The sequence below is a fragment of the Flavobacterium cellulosilyticum genome (assembly GCF_004349355.1).
GTDB lineage: Bacteria > Bacteroidota > Bacteroidia > Flavobacteriales > Flavobacteriaceae > Flavobacterium > Flavobacterium cellulosilyticum.
Window position 1 is genome coordinate 251,952 of the sequence record NZ_SMFK01000002.1, and the last position, 21,325, is coordinate 273,276.

Here is a 21,325-nt window from a genome sequence, read left to right on the forward strand (position 1 = left end):
GTCACAATACTCCTCTGGGTAAATGAATACCTTTTGTCCGTACATAATTCTCCGAATTGTTTGGAGTTTCTTTCTGTTTTTCAGTCTGCTCCACAGCTTCTTCTTTAGGCTCCGGCGTGATAGACAACTGTATCTTCCGTTCAACTGCAGCCAATTCTGTTTTAAGTTCGCTCAATCTACTTTCTTTAGACCACGTACAACCCACCAATTCCTGAAGTACAGGCAAGTCTTTTTGAATTTCGGCAATCTTTTTTTCTTCTTGGTCTATATAGCTGGGCAATTTTTCCAATGCCTTTAAAAAATTCATTGAAGCGGTTTCGGGGTCTTTTGCCATTAAACCGTTATTGAAGGTGTATTTGATATTGCCCTCGCCCTGTACCAAAAATCGGTTTACCCTTATATTCACGTCCTCTTTTTCGGATATTTCGGTTTTGACCAACAGCGTAAATCCGTACAACGTACCAATTTCTTCATACTGACCTCCAGTGCGGGCTTTGTCCATAAGCTGACTGAGCTTTGCACCGATTTGTTTTATATCCGCATTAGGAGATAAGCCGTCCAGCAAAACAGGGTTTGTAATAGTACCGTCCGAACGCTTTTGTATGCGCCCTTGTAAATTTTCCCAATCAAGACTCATTCGGTTAAAACGAGATTGCGAACTTTCCAGTAATCCCGTAAAATCTTGCAACTTGTATTTGGCACTGAACTTAGAACGATTGAACGCCTGTTTCTCGCTTTCCAATCCTGCAATCTGTTTTTCTAATTTGGCTTTATCCAACAGGTCTGTATTTCCCGATAGGATAGCTACATACTCCGAAAAATTCATTCCTGATTTTTCGTCCATACTTCCCTCGTCAATCGTTCGTTTGCCGAGATTGTTGTTTTTTAACTGGTCTATAAAAAGTTGCTTATTGTACAGCAGATTAAACTTGTAGCTATCCAATGATTTTTCTACGGCATAGATAATTACATCTACTTTGTTGTCTGCAAAATGTTTCGCAATTTCATTGCCTTTTCGGACAGCTCTGCCGTTCCTTTGAGCAAGGTCGCTTGGTCGCCACGGTGTGTCTAAATGATGAATGGCAACGGCTCTTTTTTGAGCGTTCACTCCTGTTCCTAGCATACTCGTTGAACCAAACAGCACACGAATTTTACCCTCGTTCATACCTTTGATAAGCTCCTTGCGGTGCTTATCATTTTTCGCTTCCTGTATAAACCGGACTTCGTTTGGAGGTATGCCGTGGTCTTCCACGAGCTTGCGTTTGATTTCGGAGTACACATTCCATTGGTTCGGTTTGTATGTTCCCAAATCGGAGAAAACGAACTGCGTTCCTTTTTGTGCATTGCATTGGTTGAAATACTTGGCGATGTTTGCCGCACAATGCGAAGCCTTATTATCGGGGTGGTCTTTGTACATACCGCTTACCATACGCATATCAAGCGACATCTTACGGGCATAGTCCGTAGCGATGAGCATCTTTGCTTTTTCTTCACTTTGTGATAAAGGTTCTCTTCCTAATAAGGTAGCATCACCCGTTTTGGCAAACTGCATTAGGTTTTGGATAAATGCTGACTGGTCTGGTGTAGGCGGTATGTTATACAATACCTCGTTCTTATTGGGGCGGTCAATGCCTATATCCTTTGCTGTTCGGTAATCCGTGATTTCCGAGTAAAACTGTGCAAGCTCCGGCATTTTGATAAAGTATCGAAAACGCTCTTTGGCTACGATATTATTGGCAACTGAAAACTCATAATCGGTCGTTTTCCTTGCATAGATTGCTGCCCACGCATCAAAAGAATGAATGCCCTGTTTTTCCATTGCTCTTGGTCGCAGGTACTTGAACAGCAAGTACAGTTCAGTTAATGAGTTGCTGATAGTAGTTCCCGACAGAAAGGTTGCTCCCATATCCGCATTTGTATGTTCCTGAATGGTACGGATGGCAAAGAGTAGGTTCATTGCCTTTTGGCTTCCGTCCACATTGCCCAATCCGGCAACCCTTGTATGCCTTGTGTTGAACATTAGGTTTTTGAATTGGTGGCTTTCGTCCACAAACAAATGGTCAATGCCCATCATCTTAAAATCCACCACGTCATCTTTGCGGTTTTCAATATCGTGTTGCAGGGTTTTGAGTTTGACTTCGAGGTTTTCTTTCCGCTTGATTACTCCGGCAAGCATACCTCTGGTAACTTCCTTGCCTTGCGATTGCAGTGCATCAAGGTTTCGCCCAACGCTATCCAATTCAATTTCGAGAATTTCTTTTTGTATTTCGGGCGACTGCGGTATCATACCGAATTGGTCGTGTGTCAGAACAACACAATCCCAATCGTTGTTTTTAATATCCCCAAAAATCCGCAGGCGTTTTTGGGGCGTAAAATCTTCTTTGCCCGGAAACAAAATTTTAGCATGTGGATAGGCAGTACGGTAGGCTTCGGCAATTTCGTGAACATTGCTTTTCAGTCCTATAACCATTGGCTTGTGGGCTAATCCCAAACGTTTCATTTCCTGTGCTGCGGTACACATCACAAGGGTTTTTCCTGCACCTACTTCGTGGTCACAGATAGCCCCATTGTTCAGCTTTATCATCCAAACGGTATCCTTTTGGCTCGAATACAGGTCTTCAATGCCCAATGCTTTACGGTCTAATCCTGGAAAGTCCTGATGTGTTCCGTCATAGTTCGGTCGAACAAAACAGTTAAACGTATCGTTGTATTGATCGGTCAGCCTATTTTTAAACTCATCGCTTTGGGCGTGAAGCCAATCGGTAAAAGCGGTATGGATTTCATCAATTTTGGTATTCGCCATTTGTATGGCTTCCATATCCCGCACCTTGACCTCTTGGTCGCCAATCCTAATTTTTTTGGTAATGTCTGGTGTGGTATTGACGAGAGCGTGTTTGAGCAGGGCAATTCCGTCAAACGTTCTGCTCTCTGCTTTGACAGCGTATTTTTCCCATATATGCACATTCTTCTGGTCGCACTTTACAGAAAAGTCATCAGCACTTTCGGAATAATGAATGAGTACCTCTGCATCGAACAGATGTGAAGCAAAACGGGCATAAATGCCTGTGGGGATCCAACGTTCCCCCAAATTAAAATCGAGTTCCTCAAATTCGATACGTCTTGGTCTGGCTTCTTCTAAAACCGTAAGACTTGCTTTGGCGACGGTATCATCGGGATTGCGTTCGAGATACGCTTTGACCTCCTGGGCTTTTTCCACTACGTTACCTGCAATCCAGTGTTCGGATATTTCATATTCCTTTTGCAAAGGATTGTAGAAAATACGACCGTGTAAGGCTTCTTTCAAAGTATCATCTGTCATACTACTGATTTTGGACATATAGTCCAAATCCACGCTTCCGTATTTGTTGAGTGAAGCTACTAATGCTTCTTCGGGATTGTCTGTTACTATTGTTAAGGTAGAAAAACTTACAGGACGGCTGAATATATCTGCTTTGTGTACTACGCCACCAACAACACGCTCCAAATAAGGGATTTCCTTACCGGAACTGTCTGTTTTAATCAATTTGGCATTATCGGCACTGTTGAGATTGCCATACCTTTTGACAAAGGCATCATATAAACGGTTAAGGTTTTCTCTTTCTTCCTTATATTCGGTCTTAAACTTCGCCTCTTTATAATATAGCTCTTGGTAAAAATCACGTACTCCGATATACGCTTCTGCTCTTGCTTTTTGCAGAAGTGGTAATTGCAAAGGATAGAAAACCGCTGTACCAGCAGATGTATCTACATCTTGCAGATGTCCTACCCAACCATTATCCACGACAAGGCAATCGTTACGATAGAATGGTTGCAGTTCGCCACTATAAAGAGCAGGTTCGGGAATGATGTTGGGAATGACTGGCTTATCAGCTTGGCCAATCCCGTTGATATCTGAAAACAGGTCGCCAATAGCTTCCTGTTTTTTACCGTTGGTTGATGTACTTCCGTTGGCATTTCTATTTGTAACTGGAGGCGTATAAGGTTGTTGCATCACACTACTGAACAGGTCAGGTTGGCGACCCATTGCAAGGCTGATTTTTTTAGTACTTTGTCTTTTGGATTGTGTCGTTGTTTTGGGTGGAGCAAGAACCATTACAGGTTCATCCACATTTTCAAACAAGTCAAAAATGCTTAATTGTTTTAATTCCTGCGGGCTTTCCCGAATGATTGATAAAGATTGTATTTCCGGCTGAATAGTTACAAGCTCTACAATTGGAGGTGTTACCTTTGGAGAAGCGGGAATTTGTATTATAGGCTCATCGTTCCGTTCGCCTTTGTATAGCTTCAAATTCAGATGCTTGCCAAAATCTTCGGAAAGCATTTGTTTGAGATCTTTAGCAATTCCCTCAACGCCGTCTTTGTGTGTATAAATTAAGGCTGGCTGATCGTATGGGTCGGTATCTAATTTCCGGGAGGTATGTACAATTCTTGTGCTATCCTGAAACAACGTATTGCTTGGAGTATCGTATTCCTTTCGGTTGCTTTGGCAAAACAGATCTTCCCTTTCGGTCAGACTTTGTTTTGCTGTGTTCTTTTGCAGTATAATCAAATCACTGCCAACCTCCGTACCTGCATATTCTGTAAACAGGTTGTTAGGCAATCGGACAACCGAAACCAAATTGTTATCCTGCATCAAAGCCCTGCGTATCGGTTCGTTCTTTGGGCTATTCAGAATACCCTGTGAAGTAATGTACGCCAACAAACCGCCCTCTCGGAGCATATCAGCACCTTTCAGGAAAAAGTAATTGTGTATGCTTCGGGTAGCCTGTACTTTTGCCGTGTCTTTGCTTCGGGAATAGGAAAGGTCAAATATCGAAGTGTCGCCAAAAGGAATATTGCTGGCAATTACATCATAGCTGTTTTGTTCCTTTTCGAGTATCTCCTCAAAACCACTTACACGGATATTACTTTCGGGATAAAGCTGTTTTAAAATCTTGCCTGTGAGCAAATCCTTTTCATAAGCGGTAACACTGGCTTTTTGATTTTCTGAAAAGGATTGTATGAATGAGCCGATACCTGCGGAAGGTTCAAGGAATTTATCAATGTTCAGACCGCTTTCACACAAGGTTGTGGAAATCGCATCTATAACCTGTGGTGGTGTATAAAAAGCCGTCAGTACAGAGCTTTTCATACTATCTACATACCTGCGGTATTGCTTCTCGTCTTCGGAATTTTCTTTGAGTAGCTGGTGGAGTTCCTGCGTGAGAGGAAAAAGATCGTGTTCTGTTTTTCTCCAATTATTGATGTCTATTTCGTTCGCTATGGGGTTCAGCACGAATTTAAGACCGCCAAATCCGCTGTATTGGATCATTAGCAGTCTTTCGCCTACGGTGGCTTGGCGTTTCTCCTTTTCCAGTTTAAAAGCAATTCGCAGGGCATCAATGTTTTGTTGGAGATGTTGCTTTTTACTGAAGCCCATTTTCCGTTATCCATATTGCGATGGTTCCGGTTATTTCGGTATAGAGTAGGTCAAACTCATAACCGTATGCGAAATCATCGGTTAGTTCATAGTTGGAAAAAACGACCTCACAAACAGGAGACATTTTCAGGGCAAATGGTCGCAATTCCTCATCTGCCATTATGGTATCAAACTCATTACAGACCACCTGAAATAGGGTGTCGAATTTGGAGAAATGCAGTTTTTCAAACAGGATATAATTAGCTATTTCGTTGCATTGCTCAATAGGATTTCCTGAACGAAAAGCACCCTCGTAGGCATTGGAAGCCCACAAGGAACGTTCCTCAATAAATTTCTGGTCGTTTGCTTTTTCGGGGAAGCTGGTGTTTAATAATTCTTGCAGTCGTAACCTGAAATACGATAGGTCTTTTTGCTGTGTATCCATACTATAATTTTGTTTAGAATTTTTCTTGAAGCCTAAAATTATAGCAGAGATTAACAGGGTTTAAAGAAGTGGTAGTGTTTGGCTTTGAGAGGTAGAATTTGACCTAATAAGATCAAACCTCTTTTTTAGACTTTTTAAAACTCACAATAATATAATGAGTATTCCCACTTCTCTGTATTGTATATTCACTATATTTGACACTGTAAATTTAATCAGGCACTGAATGAACCGAATTAAAGAAGTTCTGAAAGAAAAAGGTATCTCACAGGCTTGGCTTGCAAAAAAGTTAGACAAAAGCTATAATACTATAAATGAGTATGCTCGAAATGTGAGACAACCAAGTATCGAAGATTTGTACCGAATTGCAAAAATTCTGAATGTTAACGCTAAAGATTTATTGACAGAAGAATGAGTAAAGAAAACCAAATAGAGGAAAACCTCATAGTACAGCTAAAAGGGCTTAAATATGTGTATCGTCCTGAAATTGTCGACAGAAAAACTTTAGAACTCAACTTCCGTCAAAAATTTGAAGCACTCAATCGTGTTCGATTGACGGATAGCGAGTATTTGCGACTACGCGAAGAAATCATAAACCCTGATGTGTTTGAAGCCTCTAAATTATTACGTGAAAGACAATATTTTCAGCGTGAGGATGGCACACCTCTTCATTACACATTAGTAAACAACAAAGACTGGTGTAAAAATGATTTTGAAGTCATCAATCAGTTAAGAATCAATACAGAGAATAGTCATCAAAGATATGATGTTATTTTGCTCATCAACGGTTTACCAGTAGTACAAATTGAGCTCAAAAAGGGTGATATTTCACATCGGAAAGCCATGCAGCAGATTGTTGACTATAAAAATGAAGTTGGTAACGGCTATGCTAACTCACTGCTTTGCTTTATGCAAATGTTTATCGTTAGTAATGGTGGAAGAACACTTTATTTTGCTAATAATAAAAATCAACATTTTGCTTTTAATGCTGATGAACAATTCCTACCAGTATATGAACTAGCAAATATTGACAATAAAAAAATCAATAACTTACATGATTTCAGTGATAAATTTCTAACCAAGTGTACCCTTGGCGAAATGATCAGTAAGTATATGGTACTAGTAGAGAGTGAGCAGAAATTGCTTGTAATGAGACCTTACCAAATATATGCTGTGAAAGCCATTGTAGATTGTATAAAAGACAACAGAGGTAATGGTTATATATGGCATACTACAGGTAGTGGAAAAACATTAACTTCTTTCAAGGCCTCTACTTTGCTGAAAAACAATCCAGATATTGAAAAATGTTTGTTTGTGGTTGATAGAAAAGACTTAGATCGTCAAACAAGGGAAGAATTTAATAGATTTCAAGAAGGTAGTGTAGAAGAAAATACTAATACAGAGACGTTAGTAAGGCGCTTATTATCTACAGATTATGCGGATAAAGTTATTGTTACTACCATTCAGAAGTTAGGATTAGCTCTTGATGCTACAAACAAGAAAAATTATAAGGAGCGTTTAGAGCCACTTAGCAATAAACGTATGGTATTCATTTTTGATGAGTGTCATCGTTCTCAGTTTGGAGATAATCATAAGGCTATTAAAGAGTTTTTTCCTAATGCTCAGTTGTTTGGATTTACGGGAACACCAATTTTTGATGAAAATGCTACTTATAATATTCGAGAAGGGGAATATGCTTCGTATAAAACCACGAAGGATATTTTTCAACAGGAATTGCATGCTTATACGATTACTCATGCTATAGAGGATAAGAATGTTTTGCGTTTCCATATTGATTATTTTAAAGGCAAAGGAACATATAATGCTAAACCAGGTGAAGCGATTGCACAACAAGCAGTTGTAGAAGCGATTATGGAAAAACATGATGCAGCTACCAATCAACGTAAATTTAATGCAGTATTAGCAACGGCTTCCATTAATAATGCTATTGAATATTTTAAACTTTTTAAAGAGGCACAAAAAAAGAAACAAATCGAGAATACAGAATATATTCCTCTGAATATTGCTTGTGTATTCTCTCCACCAGCTGAAGGGAACAAAGATATTCAGCAAATTCAGGAAGATTTAACACAGGAAAAAGAAGATAATAAGCAAAATCCAGAAGAAAAGAAAAAAGCATTAACGGAAATAATTGCTGATTACAATATACAATTTAATACCAATCACAGTATTAATGAGTTTGATTTATATTATCAGGATGTTCAAAGACGTATTAAATACCAGAAATACAGCAATAAAGATTATCCACATAAAAACAAGATCGACATTACTATCGTAGTGGATATGTTGCTTACAGGTTTTGATTCCAAATACCTTAATACTTTGTATGTGGACAAAAACCTCAAATACCACGGACTAATACAAGCGTTTTCACGAACCAATCGTGTATTAAATGACACGAAACCTTATGGTAATATTTTGGATTTTCGTTCACAGCAGGAACTGGTTAATCAGGCAATTGCTCTTTTTTCCGGAGGAAACAGCGACAATGCTAGAGAAATATGGTTAGTAGATCCTTCACCAGTGGTGATGGATAAATTTAAACAAGCCGTAGAAAAATTGGGGGTGTTTATGCAGGATCATAATTTGCTTCGCGAACCAGAAGAAGTATATAATATAAAAGGGGATGCAGCAAAAATAACTTTCATTGAAAATTTCAAGGAAATACAACGGTTAAAATTGCAGTTAGATCAATTCACTGATTTGGACGAAGAACAAAAGGCGAAGATTGAAGCTATTTTACCAAAAGAAAATTTTCAGGAGTTTCGTAGTTCCTATATAGAAACCGCCAAACAATTTCAGAAAAGACAGCAGAAAGAAGGTGACGATGCACCACCTGAAATCCAGCAATTGGATTTTGAATTTGTTTTGTTTGCGTCTGCGGTAATTGATTATGATTACATCATGAACCTGATTGCAGAGAGTACGCAAAAGAAACCTGCTAAGCAAAAAATGACCAAAGAACAGGTTATCAGCCTGATGAGTGCCAATGCTAATATGCTGGACGAGCAGGAAGATTTAACGGAGTACATTAACGCATTGGATTGGAACAGCGGACAAGATGTAAATAGTTTACGCAAAGGATACGAAGCTTTTAAAGACGATAAACATAACAAAGAATTGGCTGAGATTGCCCACACACACAAATTGCAAACAGCAACTTTAAAAGGTTTTGTTGAAAAAATAATGACCAGGATGATTTTTGACGGAGAAGAATTAACAGACTTATTACAACCCTTGCAATTAAGCTGGAAAGAGCGTAGAGTAAAAGAACTGGCATTAATGGAGGATTTAGTACCCCAATTAAAAAAAATAGCCCAAGGGCGTGAAATTTCAGGACTAGCAGCTTATGAATAAAATACTAATACCAGAATTGCGGTTTCCTGAATTCAGTTTTGAAAGAAATTGGAAGATTGAAAAGTTAAGTGAATTAGGGGAGCTAATTAATGGACTTACCTATAGCCCAGATGATGTTAGAGAAGAAGGATTATTGGTATTACGTTCTTCAAACATCCAAAATGGATTAATAGATTTGAATGATCTTGTTTATGTCAGAAAAGATATAAAAGGAGCCAATCTATCAGAACCTAATGATATTTTAATTTGTGTTAGAAATGGTTCAAAAAAATTAATCGGTAAAAATGCAATTATCCCGAAAGATCTTCATTTTGTAACCCATGGAGCTTTTATGACAGTTTTCAGAGCAAAGAACTCTGAATTTGTGTTTCAGTTGTTTCAAACTGATATGTATGATAGACTAGTTAAAGCTGATTTAGGAGCAACTATTAATTCAATAAATGGGAAAAATTTTTTAAAATATGAATTTCCCGTTCCTGAAAATCCGAAGGAGCAACGAAAAATAGCAGATTGTCTTTCGTCTTTAGACGAAGTCATTAAAGCACAAAGTCTGAAGTTAGATTTACTTAAAGATCATAAAAATGGCTTATTGCAGAATCTTTTCCCACAAGGTGGAGAAACTGTTCCTAAATTTCGTTTTCCTGAGTTTATTAACGATGCTGAGTGGGTGGAGAAAACGTTGGATGAGGTGGCTACTTTTTTAAAAGGGAAAGGAGTTTCAAAATCTGATATTGCTGAAAACGGCAGTTTGCCTTGTATCAGATATGGAGAGCTTTATACTCACTATAATGAAACTATAAGTGTCATAAAATCTTATACAAATTTAAGTACTAACGATTTAGTATTAAGTAAAGCGAATGATGTAATTATTCCTGCATCAGGAGAAACACAAGAAGATATTGCAACAGCTTCTTGCGTGTTAGCTGATGGAATTGCTCTGGGTGGGGATTTAAATATCATTCGAACAAAAATTAACGGAGTGTTTCTATCTTACTTAATGAATAATGCGAAGAAAAAAGAAATAGCTCAATTAGCACAAGGTATTTCAGTAGTACACCTTTATTCGAACCAGTTAAAAACCTTAAAAATCAACATTCCAAAGCTAAAAGAACAACAAAAAACAGCTTCTTGTCTTTCTGTCCTTGATGAACTCATTGCTTCACAGGTAAAACAAATAGAACATTTGAAACAGCACAAAAAAGGATTAATGCAAGGTTTATTTCCAAAAATAAATTATAGAAAATGAATACAATAATAAATTTTGCATCTTTAACAGAAGTAGCCCAACATTTTCGAAAAGATTTAATAGGAGATCATCGACCAATGAAAGATTTAGTACTATTCTTTGCTCATAATGGCATTGGTAAAACTAGGCTTTCAATGGAGTTTAAACAGGCTGGAAAAGAGTTTGATAATGATGGCAGGGTAACTCAAAGAGATACTTTGTATTTTAATGCGTTTACAGAAGATTTATTTTCATGGAATAATGACTTAGAGCACGATACCAATAGGACTCTTAAACTTAATCCTGATTCTGCATTTTTTGATGGACTATATGAATTAGATTTAGATGTCAAAATTGAATCATTCTTTAATAATTATGTAGATTTAAAATTTGACATTGATTATGATATATCAACCGTAGCTTTTTCCAGAAGTATAATTGTTGATGGAAATGAGCAAACAGTAGAAAATATTAAAATATCAAGAGGTGAGGAAACTTTATTTATTTGGTGTTTTTTTCTTGCTATTTGTCAACTAGCTATCGACAAAGATCCTGCATATAGTTGGGTAAAATATGTTTACATTGACGACCCCATATCATCTCTTGATGAAAACAATGCTATTGCCGTGGCATGCGATTTATGTAATTTAATAACAACTGAAGGTAACGAGATTAAAACTATAATTTCGACACATCATAGTCTGTTTTTCAATGTGCTTTACAATGAATTTGGCAGAAAAGTGAAAAACAAACGCTACTTTCTACATAGTAAAGGAAATGATGGTTATGCTTTGCAAGAGACAAATGACACGCCTTTTTTCCATCATATAGCTACATTATGCGAACTGAAGAAAGTTGTTGAATCGAACAAAATCTATACGTATCATTTTAATTCATTGAGGAGTATTTTAGAAAAGACCGCAACATTTTTTGGATATGATAGAATTGATAAATGTATCGATGGTTTAGAAGATGATGTGCTTTTTGAACGGGCATTGCAGTTATTCAGCCATGGAAAATATTCAATATTCGACCCAGTAGAAATGGGTGATGATAACAAAGAACTTTTTAAACGAATTTTAGCTGGATTTCTAGGTAAGTATGAGTTTTACTTTCCAGAAATTTTTAATGAAAATATAATATCTGAACCAGTGGAAGAAGTAGTGTTAGCAGCACCTGAAATTCAAGTTGAACAAGAAATTGGAGTAGCGGAAGAAGTTGCAATACAAACACCAGAAAAGGAATCAGAAAAGAACGAAAATTAAAATGACACAAAAGGAACAACAACGATTGGGTAAAACCCTTTGGGATATAGCGAACGATTTACGTGGAGCAATGAATGCGGATGATTTCCGTGATTATATGCTTTCATTTTTGTTTTTAAGATATTTATCCGGCAACTATGAAGAGGCTGCAAAAAAAGAGTTAGGCTCAGATTATCCTAAAACAGATTCAAACATAGTATCGGAATTTGGGGTATCAACACCACTCCAATTATGGTATGAGGGAAATTCGGATGATATTGAAGAGTTTGAAAAACAGATGAGAAGAAAAGTCCATTACGTGATTAAGCCGCAATATTTGTGGAGTAATATTACAGAAATGGCAAGAACTCAAGATGATGAACTATCAGTAACCTTAGGTAAAGGTTTTAAATATATTCAAGACGAATCTTTTGATAGTGCGTTTCAAGGTTTATTTTCTGAAATCAATTTGAATTCTGAAAAGTTAGGAAAAACATCTACCGATAGAAACGAAAAACTTTGTAAAGTTATTACTAAAATAGCTGAAGGTATTGCCGATTTTTCTACTGATTCTGACACCTTGGGAGATGCATATGAATATTTAATTGGTCAATTTGCCGCAGGTTCTGGTAAAAAGGCTGGTGAATTTTATACACCTCAACAAATTTCAACCATATTATCTGAAATTGTAACCTTGGATAGTCAAGACCCAACGACAGGTAAAAAAGACAAATTGGATAAGGTGCTGGATTTTGCGTGTGGATCAGGTTCTTTATTGCTGAATGTGCGAAAACGAATTAAAGACAGCGGAGGACATATTAACAAAATTTACGGTCAAGAAAAAAACATCACAACCTACAATCTTGCCCGAATGAATATGCTCTTGCATGGTATAAAAGATACAGAGTTCGAAATTTTTCACGGAGACACCTTGCTTAATCATTGGGATATATTGAATGAAATGAATCCTAGTAAAAAGATTGAATTTGACGCCATAGTAGCCAATCCTCCTTTTAGTTTACGTTGGGAACCTAATGATACATTATCAGAAGATTTTCGTTTCAAAAGTCATGGTTTAGCACCAAAATCTGCTGCGGATTTTGCTTTCTTATTGCACGGTTTTCATTTCTTAGGAAAAGAAGGAACAATGGCAATTATTTTACCACATGGTGTTTTATTTCGTAGCGGTGCCGAAGAGCGAATTCGTACAAAATTATTAAAAGACAATCATATTGACACAGTAATAGGTTTGCCTTCTAATTTGTTCTATTCAACAGGTATTCCAGTTTGTATTTTAGTCTTAAAAAAGTGTAAAAAACAAGATGATGTTTTGTTTATTAATGCTGCTGAACACTTTAAACCAGGCAAAAAACAAAATACGCTGAGAGAAGGCGACGACGGAGAACCAAACGATATTCAAAAAATTGTAGAAACCTATCAGTTCAGACCTGAACATATTGAAAGATATGCTCGTAGGGTTTCAATGGAAGAAATCGAAAAAAATGGTTATAATCTAAATATCTCTCGTTACGTAAGTACATCAGAAGACGAAGTGCAAATTGATTTGGAAGACGTTAATGCTAAATTGACTTCAATAAACGAAAGCATCAAAATAAATACAGATAAACACAATGAGTTTTTAAAAGAATTAGGCTTAAATAATATTTAATTTTAGAGGTGCTTACATCCAATCTTGATTAAAGATTAATCTGAAATAATAAACCCTCCAAATTTGGAGGGTTTATTATTTATTTAAGATTTGTAGCATCCTGCCAACCTCAATATCCATTCTTGAAAAGGCAAACCATTTTTTACCCAAATCTTTTAGTGATGCTCCGATATGGTAAAGTTCGGTATCGTCAATAATCAAAAAGCGGTCGTGAGCATCGGGAAAAATCTCAATTTCAATCGGGGGATATTGGCTGTTGTACCGTTGCACATCCAGCCGTAACTGATTGCTGATAGTTTTGGTATAGATTGTTGCGGTTACATTATTGTTACGTTTGCCCAATAAAGTCAGTACCGTGTCATCTACATAATTATCCAGCAGGATAATGGAGCTTTTAGCACTCCGGATAATATCCGATACAAAGGTATAGGCATCAAAAACCTGCCCGTTGTAGAAAATACCTTTTTCACTGTGGAGCTTGTCGCTTTCCAAAGCCTTAAAAAGCTCTTCAAATTTTTGGTCAGCTTCCAGTTGTTTAATTTCAATCTTATCCAAACGATGAAACAAAGAAGCGTTGCTGATAAGCATTCTACGCATTTCTACAAAGGCTTCCATAATTTCAACACTGACTTTAACGGCAATATCTGAACGTAATATGGCAGAAGCCATTGCAACCCCTTGTTCTGTAAAAACATAGGGCAAATAACGTCTTCCCCCGTAGTTCAAACTTGAGGTTCCAATTTGGAACCTCAAGTTTTCAACTTCTTCTTCGGTCAGTTGAAAACAAAAAGAAGCAGGAAACCTTTCAATATTTCTTTTTACGGCTTTGTTGAGGTTCTTTGTTTCCACCTCGTATAAGGAAGCGAGGTCGCTATCCAGCATCACTTGCTTTCCACGTATGGAATAAATCAGATTTCTGATTTCCGTTGTGCTAATGGTAGGCTTGTTTTCCATTACTTTTTGTAGCTTTTATTTTTGGCAAATTTAAAGGAACTTTCTGCTTTTTCATTGAAGACGATGTAGGCGTCGAACTTCTTACCTGCTTTACTTTTCATCCCTTTGATGAGTGAAGTTTTTCCCTTGCTTACAAGACTTTCAATATCGGCTATACCGATTTGTACGCCACACATATTGCGGAACTGCAACCAATTACAAACCTCATCGGGACATTTGACAATTTTATCACGGATAATGAGTTGCTGGGTTTTGCATTTCGGACAAACCAATTTAGGTAGGTTGCCTTGGGCAATGGAAGTTTGCAGTAATTCATAAGTAATGGATTTTGCATAAGTTTCCATTTCCTTTTGAAATGCTCCTGCATCTGCTTCGTTGTTTTCGATTTTCTGTAATGCGAGTTCCCATTCGGCTGTCATTGCTACGTCCGCAATTTTTCGATCTTTTACCAATTCGTAAACTTGCAATCCTTTTTCAGTTGGGATTAAAGATTTCTTTTCCCGTTGGATATAATTTCGAGTAAAAAGGGTTTCGATAATAGAAGCTCTTGTAGCCGGAGTGCCAATACCTATGTTTTGTAAAGCCTTGCGTTCGTCTTCATTTTCGATTTTCTTTCCAGCACTTTCCATAGCTGACAAAAGCCCTGCTTCGGTATAAAGCACAGGTGGTTTGGTTTCCTTTTCCAAAACGGTGGCTTCCTTGATTTTGAGCTCATCGCCTTTTTTCAGTTCAGGTAAATCCTGTACAAGTTCGCTGTCATCATCCGAAAAACTACCTTTAATGGAATGCCAGCCCGCTTCTATAATCTTACAGCCTTTTGCGGTAAAATCGTAATGCAATACCTGTAAACTGACATCGATTATCTCCTTGATACAGGCTTGTGAAAGAGTTTCGAGCAACCGAAAGGCAATCATATCATAAACCGCATTTTCCTTTGCGTTCAGTGCCGATGGGATTTTATCTGTAATCAATAATCCGTGATGGTCGGTAACACGCAAGTCGTTCACGATACGTTTATTGAAACGTCCCCATTTCATTCTTGATACGGCTTGTTTGCAGGTTTCCCTATCCTGCAAAGCCCTTACTAGATTGGGAATTTCAGTCCATACATCTTCGGGAATATATTTGCTTCCGGTACGTGGGTAAGTGATAAACTTTTTTTCGTACAAACTTTGGGCAATGTTCAGCGTTTCTTCAGCAGAAAGGTTCAGCTTTTTATTCGCTTCTTTTTGCAAGCCAGTAAGGTCGAACAATAAAGGCGGTTGCTCTGTAACACTTTTTCTCTCTAACGATGTAATTGTTGTTATTCCAATTCGCTGAATGGCTTTCAGCGCATCATCAGCAATTTTTTGGTCTTCCCATTTGGTTTTGGAAATGGTTTTAAAATCTATCAACTCTTTGTTGTGCGATAACTGTATCTGCCAATATTGCTGCACTAGGAAATTCTTGTTTACCAGATAGCGTTTGCATATCAAAGCCAATGTAGGCGTTTGCACTCTTCCGAGCGAATAGATACCATTGCCTGCGACAATGCTCAATGCTTGTGTAGCATTGATGCCCACAAGCCAATCGGCACGGCTTCTGCCTTGTGCCGCCTGATACAATCCGTCAAATTCTTTTCCATCTTTAAGATTATCAAAACCCTGCTTGATAGCTTTTTCGGTAAGCGAACTTATCCAGAGCCGTTCAAAGGGCTTGTTGCATTTCAGGTATTCATAAATGTACCGAAAGATGAGTTCGCCCTCACGACCTGCATCGGTAGCCACGATAATGCTATTACTACGGTTAAAAAGTTGTTCGATAACTTTCAGTTGTTTTAATGCTCTTGTATCGGCGGTATAGCCTTTGTCTTTTTTGACCTTGCGGACGGTTAGCAAAAAAGGGTTGGGAAGTATTGGCAGTGATGCTTTGTCAAATCCTGTAATCCCGTAATCTTCGGGCATTCCTAATCCTATTAAATGACCGAATGCCCACGTAACAAAATAGCCGTTACCTGTTAGGTAGCCGTCCTTTTTCTCGGATGCGCCTAACAAGCCGGCTATTTCCCTTGCTACGCTTGGTTTTTCTGCAATGATTGTTTTCATACTTGATTATCTTTTTACGCCTTTGGACTTAGCAGGTGTCTTTAGCTGTTCCGGTTTCCTTTGAATGTCGAAATTTTCGTTTCCTGCTTTCAATCGTCCTGATAAGTGATCGATTTGCAATTCATATTTCTGTACCAATGATTTGTCTTCTTTAGATGAATTATTGACACCTGACTGAATTTTATCCGACAACTCCACTGCTTGGGATTGTGGCACAGTAAAAAATCTGAATTGGATTGGATTTTGCATCGACGAAAAGAATTCGATCAGAAATTCCATAAGGAAACTACCATTTTTATCGAACAGCTTAAATTGTTCTTGATTTTTCAGGTTTACTTCTGCTGTTTCAAATTCATCATATTTTCCAACTCCCTTCATTCCATAAACTTTTTTATCATTTTTATCCATTATTAATAGGATATCGGAGAGTTCTTCCTCAAATTGTCGTTGATCTTGTTTAGTCATAATTAATATGTTTTTAATTTCATTAATCAAGAAGTCTAGAGTTTTTTTACACTGGTATTTAGATGATTACATTTTTCTGCGTTTGGACTTTGCAGGTGCTTCGGGTTTTTCCTGTTCTTCCTGTTGCTGTTTGCTATCAGGATTTTTTTGTCCTGATTTTAATGGCTCTTTGATGTTTTTGGTTGCCTCATTGGTTTTGCCTTCTGAATTGACGGCAGTTTGTGTTTTATGGGTCTCAGTAGGTTTTATCCTTTCCTTGTATTGATTGGGAAATTCAAAATTGGTTTTCCCATTTTCTTTATTGAAAGTGATATAGCCTTGATAAGGTTGTCCTTTTTTATCTGTCAAGCCGTCAATGTAAATGGTTTGACCGTTTTTGAAATCCTTATTTTGCTCATCGGTCAGTTCCTTACCACGGAATGTTTTTGGAGCTTCCTGTGGTTGATTTTGCTGATTGCTTTGTTGATCGTTCTGTCCGTTGCTTTGCGTTTGCTTATTAGAATTACTTCTATCAAAAAGAAACTCAACATAACGCTTGTCCGCATTGAACTGTACTGTTGCCGAAAACTCAGTTCCTTTCGTAGAAATCATACCTTCTACTTTCAGCGGTTTACCCTCTATCAAAGTTTGCTTTTGGGTATCGTTCAATTTCACGCCTTTAATTTCATCGGGGATTTTTATGAAATCCGTTCGTAATGCAACCAGCTCATTGGTAAGCCTGTCCACGCTGATAATAGAGGGCATCAGTTCGCCTGTTTTGGAGTTTTTCAAATCAACCACACGACCCATATTACCTGTTTCGAGTAGGTTTTTCTTGTCCTCATTCGTAAACTTGTGTCCGAAAAATTCAAAGTTGAGGTTAGGTTCTTTGCGAATGCCGTTCAATGCAGGAACTACTCTTCCGTCTTCGGTTGCCTGTAAAGACAAGCGTACATCTGTACGGAGAATGGCTGTGCCAAAATTAACGCTCACAGGTATAAGCTCATTGGTTTTGTAGCCTTTCAATAAAGGTTCAAGGAGGTTTCTTTTTTCAAGGTATTCTTTACTTAATCCGAGATTGTTCATTGTGTCCCAATCAATCAGTTCCGGCTTGTAGCGGTATTCGCTTGTTTCCGGCGTTGTTTGTGCTGTTTCCATATTATTTTGATTTTCTTGTTTACTATCCTGTTTTGCTTCGACTTTTATTTCGTGCTCTTTCATCACTTTTTCACCTTTGGGTGTTGGGTTATCTACCTGCTTTTGCATTTCCTGCGCTTTATTTACAGCTTCATCAGCCGATACTTTAAAAAATGACAAATTGGTTGGGTTCTTCAGTTGGCTAAAAAAATTGGAGAAGAAATTGGAGAAGAAATCACCACTTTTGTCCACACGCATAAATTGGTTTTGGTTCTTTTTCGTTGGTCCAACGGTTTCCAATTTTCCGTTTTCGTCAATACTTTTTACTGCCTGGATTTTCATTTTTTCTTTATCCAGCACCAATAATATGTCCGATAGTTGTTCGGCGGGCATTTCCTGTTTATTTGTTGTTTCTTTACTCATAATCCGAAAAATTTAAGCTTGATGCCGAATGTAAAGTAAGCATCCATTGCATTACCCAAAGTGGCAGTCAAAGGCAGTATTTGTCACTTATTGGCGTTCAGTTTAGTTACGGGAGGATTAAAACTCTCCCTTATAAACTGATGCACATCAGATAGCTTGTAATACAATTTTCCGCTAATGGTATAATAAGGCAGTTTGCCGATGGAGCGGTATCGTTGCAGAGAACGGTTACTGATTTTTAGCATTTGGAGCAAATCCTGATTATCCAACAATTCCTCACCGTCTATACTGTTACGTTTCTTTTGTAATTCGTCTATAGTGTCGCCCAGCATATCAAGGCGACCCATTAGTCGTTCCATCCACCCCAAAAATTCCATTCTATCTATATTCATAGGGATATACTTTTAAGGGTTCATACCTATTTTTTATCTGTCTTTAGCTTTCTGCCTTTTTCGATATAGCTTTTGCCTTTTACCATAAGTTCCTGCACAAATTCATCACTGCTCTGTATGGCATTGGCCTTGAGCATATCCCTAATAGCTCCAATGGTATAGAAGTATTGACCATATATTTTTGAATAAGCTATCTCACCTTTGGTACGCATACGCCAGAGGGTTTTTTCGCTGATATGCAGATATTGACATACTTCGTGGTTATTGAGCCATAGGTCATCATAGCTTTTGTCTTCCTGTCTTTTCAGATAGTCGGCAATGGCATTGATACGGCTGTTTAGCTGTTGCCACGCTTCTTCTTCAATGGTTATTATTTTCATTGCACAGCATTTAAAGTTCACTATGCAAAATTGTGGAAGGTGGCAGTGGTTGTCTGCCAATCCTTGCCAATTGGTTTGGCTGTTTTTTGAAAATTTTTATAAATAGAAAAAAACCTTGTTTAATAAAGATTTTAAGGTGTTTGGGGTGTTTTTTGTAACAGGGCTTTGCCAACATTTGCCAATTGGCAGATATGGGCAAAGAAAAAGCAGTACATTAAATGCACTGCTTTGAACAGGGTACTTCATTTAGTTAAAACTCTTTGTTCATATACTCTTCGAGTGATAATTTGAGCTGATCTAAAAATGCTGTCCTAGAACCTGCCCTTGTTTTCATTCGGTGGAAAGAGTGATGTAGATCTCCGAGAGGAACTCGGAAAAGTATCTGAAACATTAAGCTTATTTTTCGGATACCAATTTTACCGTGAGAAATAGCTCCTGAAGCATAAAGAGCATACACCAATTCTATAAGTGCATTTTTGCTATCTGTCCAAAAAACATCTTTTGTTGATTCAGAATTTTGTAAAATCACATCGGGGTTTTCGTCGGGATTAATTTTTGTTAGCAAGTAATTATACAATAACTCATTTGCTATAATTCGAGCCACTTTATAGTCATAAAAAGTAGAGAACTGAGGATCAATTTCAAATACGAAACTATTAAGTCCATCGTGATAGTTGATGTTGCCAAGTCGGTAGTAAACGTCATCTTTATCAGATCTTCCTGAGCGGTAATATCTATAAAAATCTGAATTACAAATGTGCTCATCGTATTCTTTTTTCAATTCCTGCAAACGGCTTGTAAAATAGGTGTGATATATTTTACCATTACTAACAGGACAACCAGTTTCTATGCGGTATACCTTATTGTAATAAATTAGCTTTCCAAGGATTTTCGGCTTAATGGTATGGAAAAAATATATCTCTTCTTCATCATTTTTAAATCCTTCTTCAATAACGTATTTCTTGACCGTAAATAACAAGTCTTGGAGATACAAAGTCATTTCGTAAGCTTCATCAATCAATCTCTTATTTTGCGATAAAATCTTATCCTCCTTGTTATGAATCTCTAAAATAATGTTTTGTAATGAGTACTTCATAACTATATTTTTTACGAGGATTACCGTCCTTTATAGCGAATTCCCCTAATTAATTTACAAACATCAATAAGATAAAAGAAAATATTTCCTAAGCGTAATTAACTACAGTATTTCTTATTTATTTCATCTTTCTATTATTTTATTGTAGTAATAATGACACTTTTATAAGTATGATTATTAATTAACTCAATATTGTTCCTTTAATTGTGGAAATAAAAAAATAGCACATAAAATTTATTGACAAACGTTTTTGTAAACGTGTAAATATTTTTCCATCCAAATCTATACGAAAAAATGTAGTTGCTCTATCTTCTTTTTTTAGAGTAACTTTTTACGTGTCTTTTTAGTACCTAATGAAACAACTTTGTCTTGGTCTAAATTTTATATTTGAGAAGTAATTATACCCTAAATAAAGCAGTTTCTTGTGAGAAAGAAACAGATGTCATAAAGAAAGCTAATAACAAAAGTTGGTGTTCTATTTGTATAAATTGAGTTTTAGCCAAACTGAAAATTATATTTTAGTAATAAAAATGTGAAATATTTAGTAACTGTTTAATTTTTAAAATAATCAATATAAGGCATTGATTATCAGATTATTAAATCGATTGATTTTCGTAACTTTATGGTTGTTAACCACATAAAGTTAAAAATGAAAAAATATTCAACAAATCTCACTGAAAGTCAATGGAAAACAATATTAACCATTTTAGAGGATAAACGCAAACGAAAGCATTGCTTAAGAGAAGTTTTTGATGCTATATTTTATTTAGTCAAGACAGGTTGTCAATGGAGAATGCTCCCGAAAGATTTCCCTAAATGGGAGTTAGTTTATTACTATTTTACGAAATGGAAAAATAATGGAACTATAGATTTTATTCACAAAGTTATTAGAGAAAAAGTTAGGAAGAAGTACAAAAAAAACGAAACTCCAAGTGTAGGAATTATTGATAGTCAGTCTGTTAAAACAACCAGAAAAGGTGGCGAAAACAGGGGTTTTGATGGAGGTAAAAAAGTAAAAGGGAGGAAAGACATATTGTAGTGGATACTTTAGGTTTATTA

The 21,325-nt window shown here is 37.0% G+C and carries 15 protein-coding genes; 6 read left to right on the forward strand and 9 right to left on the reverse strand.

Features of this window, described 5'->3' with window-relative positions; genetic code table 11:
* Window position 1: 1 nt before the first annotated feature.
* Together E0F76_RS05115 and E0F76_RS05120 are read right to left on the reverse strand one after the other, a co-directional pair.
* Window positions 2–5,419, reverse strand: a complete 5,418-nt coding sequence (locus E0F76_RS05115) for an N-6 DNA methylase (protein WP_132002283.1) — start codon at window positions 5,417–5,419, stop codon at window positions 2–4.
* Window positions 5,406–5,843, reverse strand: a complete 438-nt coding sequence (locus E0F76_RS05120) for a DUF1896 domain-containing protein (protein ID WP_132002286.1) — start codon at window positions 5,841–5,843, stop codon at window positions 5,406–5,408. Before E0F76_RS05120 ends, E0F76_RS05115 begins: the two co-directional genes overlap by 14 nt.
* Before the next feature lie 223 nt (window positions 5,844–6,066).
* Here E0F76_RS05120 and E0F76_RS05125 point away from each other — a divergent pair, with 223 nt between their 5' ends.
* The 5 genes from E0F76_RS05125 to E0F76_RS05145 are packed head-to-tail and all read left to right on the forward strand — an operon-like array spanning window position 6,067 to window position 13,356.
* A complete protein-coding gene (locus tag E0F76_RS05125; RefSeq protein ID WP_132002289.1) occupies window positions 6,067–6,255 on the forward strand; it encodes a helix-turn-helix transcriptional regulator in 189 nt (62 codons plus the stop codon).
* Window positions 6,252–9,218 carry a type I restriction endonuclease subunit R gene (locus E0F76_RS05130; RefSeq protein WP_132002292.1) on the forward strand — a complete coding sequence of 989 codons (2,967 nt, stop codon included), beginning with the start codon at window positions 6,252–6,254 and terminating at the stop codon, window positions 9,216–9,218. Before E0F76_RS05125 ends, E0F76_RS05130 begins: the two co-directional genes overlap by 4 nt.
* On the forward strand, window positions 9,211–10,464 hold the full coding sequence (locus E0F76_RS19250; RefSeq protein ID WP_165932639.1) for a restriction endonuclease subunit S: 1,254 nt from the start codon (window positions 9,211–9,213) through the stop codon (window positions 10,462–10,464). Before E0F76_RS05130 ends, E0F76_RS19250 begins: the two co-directional genes overlap by 8 nt.
* The gene (locus E0F76_RS05140) at window positions 10,461–11,708 is read left to right on the forward strand and encodes an AAA family ATPase (protein ID WP_132002295.1); all 1,248 of its coding nucleotides are present in this window, start codon (window positions 10,461–10,463) and stop codon (window positions 11,706–11,708) included. Before E0F76_RS19250 ends, E0F76_RS05140 begins: the two co-directional genes overlap by 4 nt.
* 1 nt (window position 11,709) lies before the next feature.
* Window positions 11,710–13,356 carry a type I restriction-modification system subunit M gene (locus tag E0F76_RS05145; protein ID WP_132002298.1) on the forward strand — a complete coding sequence of 549 codons (1,647 nt, stop codon included), beginning with the start codon at window positions 11,710–11,712 and terminating at the stop codon, window positions 13,354–13,356.
* A 75-nt stretch (window positions 13,357–13,431) separates the two neighbouring features.
* Here the strand turns inward: E0F76_RS05145 and E0F76_RS05150 are convergent, their stop codons facing one another.
* From E0F76_RS05150 to E0F76_RS05180, 7 genes are all read right to left on the reverse strand, one after another.
* Window positions 13,432–14,310, reverse strand: a complete 879-nt coding sequence (locus tag E0F76_RS05150) for an ORF6N domain-containing protein (protein WP_132002301.1) — start codon at window positions 14,308–14,310, stop codon at window positions 13,432–13,434.
* Window positions 14,310–16,394 carry a type IA DNA topoisomerase gene (locus E0F76_RS05155; protein ID WP_132002304.1) on the reverse strand — a complete coding sequence of 695 codons (2,085 nt, stop codon included), beginning with the start codon at window positions 16,392–16,394 and terminating at the stop codon, window positions 14,310–14,312. Before E0F76_RS05155 ends, E0F76_RS05150 begins: the two co-directional genes overlap by 1 nt.
* A gap of 6 nt (window positions 16,395–16,400) precedes the next feature.
* The gene (locus E0F76_RS05160; RefSeq protein WP_132002307.1) at window positions 16,401–16,859 is read right to left on the reverse strand and encodes a hypothetical protein; all 459 of its coding nucleotides are present in this window, start codon (window positions 16,857–16,859) and stop codon (window positions 16,401–16,403) included.
* A gap of 66 nt (window positions 16,860–16,925) precedes the next feature.
* Window positions 16,926–18,398 (reverse strand): DUF3945 domain-containing protein, encoded by a 1,473-nt coding sequence (locus tag E0F76_RS05165; RefSeq protein WP_132002310.1) that lies wholly within the window; start codon window positions 18,396–18,398, stop codon window positions 16,926–16,928.
* An 83-nt stretch (window positions 18,399–18,481) separates the two neighbouring features.
* Window positions 18,482–18,790: a helix-turn-helix domain-containing protein gene (locus tag E0F76_RS05170; protein WP_132002313.1), complete on the reverse strand. Its 309-nt coding sequence runs from the start codon at window positions 18,788–18,790 to the stop codon at window positions 18,482–18,484.
* A gap of 26 nt (window positions 18,791–18,816) precedes the next feature.
* Complete coding sequence (locus E0F76_RS05175; protein ID WP_132002316.1) at window positions 18,817–19,170, reverse strand: helix-turn-helix domain-containing protein; 354 nt, start codon at window positions 19,168–19,170, stop codon at window positions 18,817–18,819.
* 250 nt (window positions 19,171–19,420) lie between these two features.
* Window positions 19,421–20,266 carry an RteC domain-containing protein gene (locus E0F76_RS05180; protein WP_132002319.1) on the reverse strand — a complete coding sequence of 282 codons (846 nt, stop codon included), beginning with the start codon at window positions 20,264–20,266 and terminating at the stop codon, window positions 19,421–19,423.
* A gap of 649 nt (window positions 20,267–20,915) precedes the next feature.
* On the opposite strand from E0F76_RS05180, the gene E0F76_RS19570 reads away from it, so the two are divergent.
* Complete coding sequence (locus E0F76_RS19570) at window positions 20,916–21,305, forward strand: transposase (protein ID WP_246021985.1); 390 nt, start codon at window positions 20,916–20,918, stop codon at window positions 21,303–21,305.
* Window positions 21,306–21,325: the final 20 nt, after the last annotated feature.